This is a genomic window from Psychrobacter submarinus (genome assembly GCF_904846685.1).
In the GTDB taxonomy this organism is placed as follows: domain Bacteria; phylum Pseudomonadota; class Gammaproteobacteria; order Pseudomonadales; family Moraxellaceae; genus Psychrobacter; species Psychrobacter submarinus.
Genome location: NZ_CAJHBQ010000002.1, coordinates 52,912 through 65,453, shown reverse-complemented (window position 1 = coordinate 65,453; position 12,542 = coordinate 52,912). Strand labels below are relative to the sequence as shown.

The 12,542-nt window shown below is 44.8% G+C and carries 11 protein-coding genes; 5 read left to right on the top strand and 6 right to left on the bottom strand.

Features of this window, described 5'->3' with window-relative positions; translation table 11 throughout:
• The first annotated feature begins 356 nt into the window (after positions 1-356).
• The 5 genes from JMY03_RS06610 to JMY03_RS06590 all read left to right on the top strand — a co-directional run bounded on the left by JMY03_RS06610 (position 357) and on the right by JMY03_RS06590 (position 5,219).
• The gene (locus JMY03_RS06610) at positions 357-998 is read left to right on the top strand and encodes a TetR/AcrR family transcriptional regulator (RefSeq protein ID WP_201602306.1); all 642 of its coding nucleotides are present in this window, start codon (positions 357-359) and stop codon (positions 996-998) included.
• 265 nt (positions 999-1,263) lie between these two features.
• On the top strand, positions 1,264-2,478 hold the full coding sequence (locus JMY03_RS06605; protein ID WP_201602304.1) for an iron-containing alcohol dehydrogenase: 1,215 nt from the start codon (positions 1,264-1,266) through the stop codon (positions 2,476-2,478).
• A 175-nt stretch (positions 2,479-2,653) separates the two neighbouring features.
• Complete coding sequence (locus tag JMY03_RS06600; protein WP_201602302.1) at positions 2,654-3,703, top strand: NADP-dependent oxidoreductase; 1,050 nt, start codon at positions 2,654-2,656, stop codon at positions 3,701-3,703.
• A gap of 163 nt (positions 3,704-3,866) precedes the next feature.
• Positions 3,867-4,544: a type 1 glutamine amidotransferase domain-containing protein gene (locus JMY03_RS06595; protein WP_201602300.1), complete on the top strand. Its 678-nt coding sequence runs from the start codon at positions 3,867-3,869 to the stop codon at positions 4,542-4,544.
• A 12-nt stretch (positions 4,545-4,556) separates the two neighbouring features.
• Complete coding sequence (locus JMY03_RS06590) at positions 4,557-5,219, top strand: glutathione S-transferase family protein (protein WP_265089629.1); 663 nt, start codon at positions 4,557-4,559, stop codon at positions 5,217-5,219.
• Positions 5,220-5,298: 79 nt separating this feature from the next.
• On the opposite strand, the gene JMY03_RS06585 is transcribed toward JMY03_RS06590, so the two are convergent.
• The 6 genes from JMY03_RS06585 to JMY03_RS06565 form a co-directional block, all read right to left on the bottom strand.
• A complete protein-coding gene (locus JMY03_RS06585) occupies positions 5,299-5,871 on the bottom strand; it encodes a D-arabinono-1,4-lactone oxidase (protein ID WP_227675529.1) in 573 nt (190 codons plus the stop codon).
• Between the two features lie 79 nt (positions 5,872-5,950).
• Positions 5,951-6,073, bottom strand: a complete 123-nt coding sequence (locus JMY03_RS13270) for a hypothetical protein (RefSeq protein WP_265089614.1) — start codon at positions 6,071-6,073, stop codon at positions 5,951-5,953.
• 366 nt (positions 6,074-6,439) lie between these two features.
• Complete coding sequence (gene pdxH, locus JMY03_RS06580) at positions 6,440-7,081, bottom strand: pyridoxamine 5'-phosphate oxidase (protein WP_201603217.1); 642 nt, start codon at positions 7,079-7,081, stop codon at positions 6,440-6,442.
• A 36-nt stretch (positions 7,082-7,117) separates the two neighbouring features.
• Positions 7,118-8,491: a phosphoglucosamine mutase gene (gene glmM, locus JMY03_RS06575; RefSeq protein WP_201602296.1), complete on the bottom strand. Its 1,374-nt coding sequence runs from the start codon at positions 8,489-8,491 to the stop codon at positions 7,118-7,120.
• A gap of 214 nt (positions 8,492-8,705) precedes the next feature.
• Positions 8,706-10,175 carry an IMP dehydrogenase gene (gene guaB, locus JMY03_RS06570; RefSeq protein ID WP_025645611.1) on the bottom strand — a complete coding sequence of 490 codons (1,470 nt, stop codon included), beginning with the start codon at positions 10,173-10,175 and terminating at the stop codon, positions 8,706-8,708.
• 226 nt (positions 10,176-10,401) lie between these two features.
• The gene (locus JMY03_RS06565; RefSeq protein ID WP_227675528.1) at positions 10,402-12,483 is read right to left on the bottom strand and encodes a mechanosensitive ion channel family protein; all 2,082 of its coding nucleotides are present in this window, start codon (positions 12,481-12,483) and stop codon (positions 10,402-10,404) included.
• Positions 12,484-12,542: the final 59 nt, after the last annotated feature.

The following is a 12,542-nucleotide window of genomic DNA, read 5'->3' as shown; positions in this document are numbered from 1 at the left end:
TCTGTAAGCAGCTCAGTAGCTCAGTAACTTTATAAATTACTAGTGGCTCTTTTATTAACATTTTTAGTAGCTGTACTCGTAGTATTGGGACGAGTTTAAACTCACTTCTCTTAGCTCAATAACTACTCAACCATTGAAAGTCAGCTTGCTAGACGACTGGTCTAATGCTAACATAGCTGCTTTAAAACTCAGACTATTTTGCATTAAAGTTTGTTGACTGAACGTAACTGATGCCTCTTTATTTTATTCTGTCTTCAGTGCTTTGAGTAACCAAGTTCAGTAAAATACAATGACTATAAATTAAAGAGATAACGCTAATATAAGCAAAATTATAAAATTAGGAGAACATAACTTTTATGTCTACCGCTGCTACTTTTGACTCACTACCTTCTTTAGATAGTGGACACTCTGATACAACGTTATCTAACACTAAGACCCATCTGCTAGATACGGGTTATCGGCTTATTGCCTCTAAAGGCTTTACTGCCGTAGGTATCAAGCAAATACTAGACACAGCAGGGGTGCCTAAAGGCTCTTTTTATCATTATTTCGCCTCCAAAGAAGCTTTTGGCGAAGAGATTATCACCCACTACTTTACTCGTTATAAAAGACGCTTAGAGCTTATTGCAGACGAAAACAGTAGCGCTCAGCAAAAGATCTATGACTATTTTCAGAACTGGTACGACACCCAACAAAACGGCTGTGACCTTGAAAAGTGTTTAGTCGTTAAACTCAGCGCTGAAGTTGCTGATATCTCGGAGCCGATGCGAGAAGCTCTGAATAACGGCTATCAACAAACGATTAACTGGTTAACTGAGCTTATCAAGGCAGGATGGAGCGATCAATCTATTCCGAAGCTTGACAATGTCTCCGCTGAAAGTATCGCTAAGCGTTGGTATTTTTCCTGGCTTGGCGCCAGCTTGATTGCCAAAATCAGTCAGTCCAACACTTCGTTAGCAGAGGTGTGGCAGATGACAACGGTCCAATTGGGTCGTTAGTCATTAGTCGTTAACTATGGCGACTGGCATTCTCTAACTATCTCATAGGGCTCTCTTTCTTACGTTGTTTTGTAACTAAGGCCTATTTTTTTACTTTACTTACTAGACGACTGGTCTAATTTCTGTACAATGCTATTCATCAAAAGATAGTTAATGGCTACTTATCGCTACTTATCAAATAGCGGTTAGTCAAAGCTTTTAACAAAGCACTGCTAATCACTACTCAGCTCACATTAAATCATCACGCTAATCATTTAGGATTTTTATGAATAACTTTCAATACTACAACCCTGTCCGTATCGTCTTTGGCGAAGGCCAAATCGAACAACTCTCAGATCTTGTGCCGACTGATGCTCGTGTCCTTATCACATATGGCGGCGGCTCAGCTGAGCGTACGGGTACTTTGGACGAGGTTAGAACTGCCTTATCAGCGAACGGTAATCGCGAGGTTTTTGAGTTTGGCGGTATAGAACCCAATCCAGAATTTGTTACTTTGTTAAAAGCTGCGGATCAAGTGAATGAGCATAATATCGACTTTATCTTAGCGGTCGGCGGCGGTTCAGTTATCGACGGTAGTAAGTTTGTCGCCTTAGTGTCTTCACTCAAAGAAGACGAAGGCACAGTCTCACGTGAAAAAGCATGGGACGCCCTGATTGGTTATACCAAAAAACTAGATTCAGCGGTGGATCTTGGTGCGGTATTGACCATTCCAGCCACAGGCTCTGAGATGAATTCAGGCGGCGTAGTCAACTATAGCGAACGTCAGGCCAAACTGCCTTTTGGCAATCCGCTAGCTTTCCCTAAGTTCTCCATCTTAGACCCTGCCAAAACCCTTACCCTACCCGATAGCCAAGTCATGAATGGCGTTGCAGATGCGTTTGTACATGTGATGGAGCAGTACCTTACTTATCCAGTTAACGCCAAAGTACAAGACGCTTTTGCTGAGAGTCTGCTAAAAATACTTATCGAAGAAGGCCATGCGGTAAAAGCTGATCCTAACAATATGGAAACGCGTAAAAATATCATGTGGACGGCGACGATGGCGCTGAACGGCTTGATTGGTACGGGCGTGCCGCAAGATTGGACCACGCACATGATAGGTCATGAGCTGACCTCATTACACGCTATCGATCATGCCCGCACCTTGACGATTGTATTGCCGTCAGTCATGCGCGAGCTTAAAGACAGCAAAAAAGACAAGCTCCTACAGTACGCGCGTAATGTCTGGAATATTGAAGCGAATAATAACCAAAGCGATGATGAGGTTATAGAAGCTGCTGTTGTTCGCACCGAAGATTTCTTCCGTGATTTAGGTCTCCCCGTAAGCCTAGCTGACGTCGATCTTGATGACTCTGCTATCGATCCTATCATTGAGCAGTTAGAGGCGCATAAGATGGTCAAATTAGGTGAGCATGATAAGAATGACTTAACAGTCTCACGCCGTATTCTAGAGCGGGCAACAACCAGTAAAGCTTCGTAACGCTTTACCCTCAATAGCCCATACGAGTAATACGCTGTGAATTGCTAATATGGGTTATTGGGATCAATTTTTGCTACTTATTAAGCCGTGTATGTATCAGTTTTTGTCTACGACCATGAGTTTTAGTGTTGTAGATATGCAGTTGATCAATAATAAATAAAATAGGAGATCATTCATGAGTTTTGACAAACAACAAAACAAACAACAGAACCGTCAAATTAAGTTAGCCAGTCGCCCTACGGGTGAGCCGAACGCCGATAACTTCGAGATGGCAACAAGTGAGATGCCAAAAGCAGGTAGCAATGAGATGCTACTGCGTACCGTCTATTTATCGCTTGATCCTTATATGCGCGGTCGTATGAGCGATGCAAAAAGCTATGCTGATCCGCTAGAAGTCGGTGATGTCATTATGGGCGCGACGGTGGCGCAAGTGGTCGAGTCCAATATCGATAAATTTAGCGAAGGCGATTTGGTAGTCGCCAACTCAGGCTGGCAAGATTATAGCGTCAGTGATGGCGAAGACGTACTAAAACTTGATAAAGACATGGCCAATCCTTCTTATGGCTTAGGCGTTTTAGGTATGCCAGGTTTTACCGGTTATATGGGTTTGACTGACATCGGTAAACCGCAAAAAGGCGAGACTCTAGTCGTTGCTGCCGCTACAGGCCCAGTTGGCGCGACAGTCGGACAAGTTGGTAATACCTATGGCACACGCACTGTCGGTGTCGCAGGCGGTAAAGAAAAGTGTGAGTTTGCTGTCAATGAGCTTGGCTTTGATGTGTGTATCGATCACTATGCCGATGATTTCGCTGAGCAGCTAAAAGCCGCTTGCCCTAATGGTATCGATATCTATTATGAAAACGTCGGCGGTAAAGTCTTTGATGCGGTCATGCCGTTATTGAACGCCCATGCGCGTATTCCTGTTTGCGGCCTTGTCTCGCAATATAACGCGACTGAACTACCCGATGGTAAAGATCGTTTAAGTGTATTGATGGGTCTGATCTTAAGACAACGTATGACGGTCAAAGGTTTTATTATCTTTGAAGAGTACGGCGAGCACTTCCCTGAGTTTCTAAAAACCATGAGCGAAATGGTAGCCTCAGGCAAAGTCAAAACCAAAGAGTATATCGCTGATGGTTTAGATCAAGCGCCTGATGCTTTTGTCGGTATGCTCAATGGCGATAACTTCGGTAAAACCGTGGTCAAAGTCGCTGATGTTGCTTAGTCAATAGCTCAATTTATTAAATAACTCAACTTGACTTGTTAAACCACTTAGTTTACAAACAATATGGCGCTGTTTCTCGGTACGGCTCAATTTTTAGGATGTACCGAGTGGCAGGTCATTAACTCTAAAACGATTAGCAAAATAACAAACAATAAGGGTAACTATGAAGATTTTAATGGTACTAACCTCACATGACGAATTAGGCGATACTGGTAAAAAGACTGGCTTTTGGCTAGAAGAGTTTGCTGCGCCTTATTACGCTTTTATTGACGCTGGCGTTGATGTCACCCTCGCCTCGCCTGCTGGTGGTCAGCCGCCGCTTGATCCTAGTAGCGATACCGAAGACGCTCAAACCAAAGATACTAAGCGCTTCAAAGAAGATAGCGAGGCGCAAAAGCACCTTGCCAATACCAAAAAACTTGCGGATATGAAAGCTGAAGATTTCGACAGCGTATTCTATCCAGGTGGCCATGGTCCATTATGGGATTTAGCAGTTGATAAAGACTCGATTAGTTTGATTGAGACTTTTGTACAGCAAGATAAACCCGTTGCCTTTGTTTGTCACTCTCCTGGAGCGCTCAAGAACGTCAAAGTCGATGGTGAGTACTTAGTCAAAGGTAAAACTGTCACCGGATTTACCAATTCAGAAGAAGACGCTGTCGGCCTTACCGATGTCGTACCTTTCTTAGTAGAAGATGCGCTCAAAGCCAACGGTGGCGACTATCAAAAAGCAAACGACTGGGAGTCTTATGTCGTTGAAGATGGCCTGCTTATCACCGGTCAAAACCCAGCGTCATCAGAAGACGCTGCCAAACGTTTGCTCAACAAGCTCAATGCCTAGAGGAGATAAGGTATCAAACCTAATAGTAATATTCGCTTGCACCACTTAAACCAATCGCGTTCTATGCGCGTTCTGTGGTTGCTAGAAGAGATTGGCGTCCCTTATGAAATCGTCAGTCATCAGCGGGATGCAAAGACCTTTATGGCACCAGAGAGTCTAAAGCTGGTGCATCCTTTAGGTAAGTCTCCTGTTATAGAAGTTGATGGTCAACTTCTTGCAGAATCAGGGGCTATCACTGAGCTGCTAATTGAGCGTTTTGCGTCTAAACGCTTGCGCCCAGCTCCCGATAGCAAAGAGTATGGCGAGTACCTACAATGGATACATTTTGCTGAAAGCTCACTTATGGTGCCTATGTTATTAGAGGTGTTTACACGCGGCTCTATAAAGAGCGATGATGTGTGGTTAAATCGCTATATCGCGCGTGAAAAGCATAAATTGCTCAGCTATTTAGATAAAGTCGTAGAAAATAAGTCTTTTATCGTTGCTAATAAGTTGAGTGGAGCCGATTTTATGCTCTCTTTTGACTTAATTTTGATGGCACGCAATAAAGAATTAGATGACTATGTCCATGTCAAACAATACGCTTTGCAGCTAGCTAGCTTAGATAGTTATCAGCGAGCGATGCGCCTCGAGGATAACTATGACGAAGCGGTACAACCTAATATGATTAAGTAGCAAAATGCATATTACTATGACTCATGTTTAGTAAGTCAAAAACAGCTCTCATTGAGCTGTTTTTTTTGCTTAACAGCGGTTAACGTGAAATCTTACGCCCTAAAAACTTCTCTTCAAGCCAGCTATTTATAAACATATTATCAGGATCATACTGCTGTCTGATTTCCAAAAAGCGCTTTAGATCAGGGTACAAAGCGTGCAGCTCATTTGCATTTAACTTATTGACCTTACCCCAGTGCGGACGGCCTTGCCACTTTTTCATATACTCATATAACCAGTCGAATAACGGTTCGCTATCCATGCCTTTATATACGTGAAAGGATAGTACCGCACAGTCCTCACCTTGCGTGGGACTGAGCATACCACTCTCGCCCTTGTGAGTACGTACCTCGATAGGAAAGTGCGAGCCTTTATTACCTTGCAATAAAATATCATTAACCTCAGAGATACAAGCTTCAAAATCAGAGAGCTTTATAAAGTATTCTGACTCGTTGAATTTGACGCCGCGCGGCGTTGGAAACACTTCATAGCTGTAACCTTCGCGCTTAGTATTGGGAATGGAGCTGGCAGATATTTGACTGACCTTTTTGGTCCAGTTTGGGTTCATCCTTGCCATCTCAGATAGCACATAAAAAGCGCCATTTAACGTCACTTTGCTATCGAATTGATCTTTGAATTAATGTGGCGAGTTGTCTTTGATGTAGTTGAGCATATCAATAGAGCGAATCGACTTAGTCGCTAAGCAGCTTGACGGCTTGGGTCTTTTGATTGACTAGGCTGATATTATAATCGAGGGCGTCCATATCAAGCCAAGCACTAGGCGCTTTGGGCGGGATGGCATTAGCAAAATCCATTTCACTATTCCTTGAACATAAATAAAAAACACTCTAGGGCGTGTTGAACATTCGACCATGGCACTGACAGAGACTATTTTTTAGGCGATTTGCAGATAAAAATGGTAAGTTTAGTCGTTCTAAGCGTCTATTTTTATCAATAAAGCGGCAAAAAATAGTCCTGTCCCTGCAGGCTGATGCTAAAATCGCCCTAGTCGTTGCGAAAATCTAGCCAATGCAATAAGCATTACCTGCAATTTTCACTTAAACTAGAACTATTTTAGCTATCAGCAGTGCGCATTTGTGAATGTTCAACACGCCCTAATACTAGCTCAAATGGTCATGATAAAACTAGGGCCTGTTAACAGACCCTAATCTATGCACTAGTTAAGGCAATAAGCGTTTGGTCGTCCAACGACTGTTTTCTTTGCTATAAACGATACGATCATGCACGCGATTGGCACGGCCTTGCCAAAACTCAATACGCTCGATAGTAATCTCATAACCACCCCAAAATTCAGGCGTTGGCACTTTGGTATCTTGAGGGTACTCTTGTAATAACTGAGCAAACTTATCCTCCATCACTTCTCGATTGGCCACTTCACCACTTTGTGGTTGACTCACCCAAGCACCAACTTGACTATCGTGCGGGCGCTTCTGAAAATACTCAGCCGACTTATCAGCAGCTATTTTGGCAATAGAGCCACTGATACGCACTTGACGCTCAAGCTCGTGCCAAAAAAATAGCACCTCAGCATTCGGGTTTTGGGCAATGTCTTGACCTTTTGCGCTCTCATAATTGGTATAAAAGACGATACCGGTATCCGTCACTTCCCGCAATAAGACGATACGCACGCTAGGCTTGTTATCTGCGCCGCATGTCGCAAGACTCATCGCATAAGGCTCTTGTACTTTTTGCTCTAGCGCTTCATTCATCCAAGCTTTAAATAGCGTAAATGGCGACTCTGGTACCAAAGACTGATCCAACTCACCTTTTTCGTAAGACAAACGCTGATCGGTAAAATCCATACTCATAAAGACTCCTTTTGTGACTGTTAAATGCGCCTAGCCCAAGTGAGCTTTGATTTGATCGGCGAGCTCGTTCGCCATCACATCACATTCTATCTCATCATCGGACTCGACCATTACCCGAATCATCGGCTCAGTGCCTGACTGACGAATAAGCAGGCGACCACGGCCCTCAAGCTTGGTACGGGCTTTATCAAAAGCTGCGACCAGCTCTGGATTGGCAAACGGATCTTGCATCTTCGCCAGACGCACGTTCACTAGCTTTTGCGGTAAGACTGTGAAATCCTCTATTAAAGCGCTCAAGGCTCTATTTTGTTCTTGCATCACTGCGAGTACTTGTAGCCCTGCTATAATCGCGTCGCCGGTGCGGCTCTTATCCAAACACAAAATATGACCGGAGGGCTCGCCGCCCAATATCCAGTCTTTTGCTTCTAGCTCATGCATCACGTAACGATCGCCAACTTTAGCTCGCGCAAACTCAATACCTTTCGCTTGCAGCGCCAGCTCTAGACCCATGTTACTCATCAAGGTACCGGCAACCCCTTTCGCCAGCTGCTTGCCTTGCGTTGCGAGCACATAGAGAATACCATCACCGTCGACTAGATGACCTAAGTCATCCACCATCACAATACGGTCGCCATCACCATCAAGCGCGATACCGACATCTGCATTGTGCGCTAATACCGCTTTTTGTAGTCCTTCAGGATGTGTGGAGCCGCAGTCAGAGTTGATGTTGATACCGTCGGGAGTATTATTAATCGCTATAACCGTAGCGCCAAGCTCGCGTAACACTCTTGGCGCTACGCTATAACCAGCTCCATTGGCGCAGTCCACGACGATTTTGAGATGGTTGAGGTCATACTGGTATGGGAAACTTCCTTTACAAAACTCGATATAGCGGCCCTTGGCATCATCGATTCGGTGGTTTTTGCCGAGTTTGGCAGGATCGTTAATAGGCATCATCGGCGTCGCCGCATCTGCTAGATCTGCGCTCATAATGGCATCTAACTTTTCATTGATTGCGTTTTGCACCTCATCGGTGAGTTTTTTACCATCACCTGAGAATAGCTTGATACCATTATCGTAGTATGGATTGTGGGAGGCCGAGATCACTACCCCCGCATCAGCATTAAAACTGCGAGTCAGGTGCGCAATTGCAGGCGTAGGTAGCGGCCCTAGCATGTGGACATCAACGCCTGCAGCATTGAAGCCTGCTTGCAGTGCGCCTTCGATGACATAGCCCGACAGCCGCGTATCTTTACCAATGACGACACTTGGCTTACGCGTAGCATTGCTTCGATTTTCTATCAGTACTTGTCCGGTCACATAACCTAATTTCAAAATGAAATCAGGAGTGATTGGTAACTCTCCAAATTTCCCACGTATACCGTCTGTACCGAAATAGCTCATTATTATTACATCCTTACACTTATTTAAAAATACTTATTTAAAGTATAACCATCCTTTGATAAGGGGCTTTACTACTCCGTTATTTTACGAAAAAAAACAGTCAGCAATGACAGAGCATTGTTGACTGTTTGTATCTAGTATCTAGCTATTATTAGGTCTTTATACAGCGTTTATGCGCTAAAAAACTTATCTAGCCAAGCGTATGCTTGTCAGCTTATACACGATAGTTAGGCGCTTCTTTAGTGATTTGCACATCATGGACGTGCGACTCTTTCATACCTGCTGAGGTGACTTTTATGAATTGCGGATTGCTACGCATCTCCTCAATCGTCGCACTACCTGTATAACCCATCGATGAGCGCAGACCGCCGACCAATTGATTGACGATACCGGCGACTGGACCTTTATAAGGTACACGGCCTTCGATGCCTTCTGGGACTAGTTTTTCTACGCCATCTTTGGCATCTTGGAAGTAGCGATCCGACGAGCCGTTTGATCCTGACATCGCGCCTAAGCTACCCATACCGCGGTAGGCTTTGTAATAACGGCCCTGAAATAGCTCAACCTCACCAGGAGCTTCTTCGGTGCCAGCCATTAAGGAGCCGACCATAATACATGAGGCACCAGCGGCAATGGCTTTTGCCATATCGCCTGAGTAGCGAATACCGCCATCAGCGATTAGCGGAATGCTATCTTTTAGGGCACTGGCAACATTATCAATCGCCGAGATTTGCGGCACGCCGATACCGGCAATGATACGAGTGGTACAGATAGAGCCTGGGCCAATACCGACTTTTACCGCATCGGCGCCAGCATCACGTAGGGCTAAAGCTGCGTCGCCTGTGGCAATATTGCCACCGATGACCTGAATATGCGGAAAGTTCTTTTTGATCCAAGATACCTTTTCGATGACACCTTTAGAGTGGCCATGAGCAGTATCAACGACTAGTACATCGACGTCAGCGGCAATCAAAGCTTCGACGCGGGTCTCAGTATCCGCGCCAGTACCGACAGCAGCACCAACGCGCAGACGACCTTTGTCATCTTTACAAGCATTGGGGTTATTTTCAGCCTTTGCAAAGTCATTGACCGTAATCAAACCACGCAGACGAAAATCATCATCAATAACGATTACTTTTTCGATGCGATGCTCATGCAGCAATTTTTTGATATTCTCATTGCTCTCACCTTCATGAACGGTCACTAATTGCTCTTTTGGCGTCATGATCTCACTGACAGGCTGTTTTAGATTGGTCTCAAAACGCCAGTCACGGTGAGTGACGATACCGACCACTTTATCGGTGCCTTTTTCTACGACCGGTACGCCTGAGATGTTATTGTCCTCAGTCAGTCTTAGTAGATCGCCGATAGTCATCTCAGGATGCACAGTAATAGGATCGACGACCGTACCGGCTTCAAACTTTTTGACGCGGCGTACTTGCGTGGCCTGCTTGTCGATATCCATGCTTTTGTGCAAAATACCAATACCGCCCAATTGCGCCATAGTGATGGCCATCTCAGACTCAGTCACCGTATCCATAGCAGCCGAAACTAAGGGTAGATTCAAAGTAATATTTTTGGTCAAGCGCGTAGTGAGGTCGGCAGATTTTGGTAGGACTTCAGAATAGGCTGGTAACAATAACACGTCATCAAAAGTTAAGGCTTCATCGACAATACGTAACATACATACCCCTAATAGTGGCTATTTTGATGGGTGGGAGCTAATTGCAAGACGATAGAGGCGTAAATATAACGCAGCAGCTATTTTGATGTCATCTTGATATCTTAGTTATCCCTTTAAAATAACGCCATATTATAGCAAATATAACACCCTCTCACAGGTTATTTTTAGCGCTGATTTGCAGGCGCTCTTACACTTTTGGTCTATTTTTACTAGCGATGATATGAGTTTAACTGTCTTTAAAGGTTATCCGCTCCGCTGGCAGGTATGGCTTTTGTTCTGCATGGAGATACGCTAGCATGACCTCACGAACTTCACATTCAAGCGTCCAAGCATTCAGTGGGCTATCAGAAGCTAGCGCGCCGCGTAGCGTAATCGTATCTTCGTTGACCGCGGTGGCGATGAGCTCAGGCTCAGTCTCGCCATCCCAGAGCTTATTGTCTTTGACCACCTCAATGAATTTTTGTCTAATCACCTCAATATCGACGCCATAATCTACATAGAGATAGACCGGTCTTGTTTGATGAGACTCCGTATGCGACCAGTTCTCGACAATCTCAGTGACAAAGTGGCGCATCGGGATGATTAACCGCCGCTCATCCCAAGTTTTGAGTACCGCATAGGTATATCGCAGATCCTCAATAGTCGTCCAATCGCCTTCCATCATCACCGTATCAGCAATGCGTACAGGCTGGGTAATAGCCACTTGCATGCCAGCGATAATATTGCCCAAAGTAGGCTGCGCCGCCACGCCAATTACTACCCCAGCAATACCCGCTGACGTTAATAAAGTCTTTCCTAAGCCCTCGACATTGGTAAACTCACTAATACCAATCCAAATACTACCCAAGATCATGACAAAAATAAAGACTCGTCTAAATATCGAGACATAAGTGAGACGAATACGGTATTTATCGTACTGCTCTTCACCCAAACTATCGATTTGTAAGTCTTGATAGCGATTGGCAAAAAAATGAATAATTCGAATACCTAGCCATACCGTACTGATGACTAAAAACACCCAAATGATCGGCCGCGTCGCAGTCGCTACTGCATCAAGATAAGGAAAGCCGCCAGAAGCCAAGGTATAGACTAGAGAGAAGCTAATGGTCAAGGTCAAAGGTACCGTCAGTTTACTGGCCAAATCTCTAACACTGCGGCGCCCTACGCTCTCACTTTTTTGCTCATCGTTTTTACTTACTCCCATGTTGATAAGCTTGCCAACGCCTGTACTTAGCAGCCATCCTAGACCCATCGTCGTTAAGAAAAACAACAGCAAAGCACAGTATTCCCATATCGCAATACCGAAGAGACGCGCGGTCAGTATTAACGGTAAGTAACGCTCAAACTTAGCGGGCTGATACTGCTCATATAGATTGTCTATATTGCCAACCGTGTGAGCCGAAAACACCCAAACCGGCTGCTGATCACCGACGCGGACACGCTCTATAGAAATAGGTACTCGGCGCTCACGATAATCCATATAGCCCAAGCGTATCGAGCGACGCGGGATGCCGCGCACGCTACTACTGCTGCCTATCGTCGGCTCAATCAAACCATCGGGGCGATCGGGCATATCATTGAAGACATACAGCTCGTTTTTACGCAATAAATAGTCTAGACGTTTTGCTAGCTCAACGCCGCGGTTTGGCTGGCGCTCACTATCAATCAGGTTCATATTCAGCGCATAAGCGGCCAACCCGAATTGCTGCTTCATAATAGCGGATTGAAAAAACTCCATCGTCGCTAGTGGACTTGATAAATGCGGCGGCTCAGATAAAGGTGGCAGACCTGCATTAAGCTTGTTTAGAGGGTAATAGTTGGGGTTATAATCTCCTACAATCTCAGTATCGCCTTGTAAATACCCAGCTTGCGGCACTGCTATCTTTTCTGAGGGATCAATAACCTTGTTAATTATTTTGCTAGGGTTGATATCCTCCAGCTTGATACTGCTAATCTTATCTTCAGCATAATCAACGATATTATCAGGCTGAGTGGTGATTGATATCGGCGAGCTATCGGCCGTATTAGCTTGGCTATCTTGGCTATTTTCTGCAGCATATACAGGTAGGCTGATAAGCGATAGCACTAACCAGGCCATCAATGCATGAACTAGCATCATGCTGCTTGAGCGCACTGAGCGTATTGAGAACACTGAGCACATAGCCACTTCGGCATTAGCGGTGCTATCGAAGCAAGGATTGTTAAGCATAAACGCGTCTCGCTTAGTAGCGTAAGGCATCAGCTTGCGCCGCTCAGCACTACGGAGTCTACCAGCACTACAAGGTATAAAGGTATGAAACTTAGTCATATTTATAATTTTCTAGCAAAAGTATGTTGATAAATTAAAGCAGTCCTTAACATAAAGCC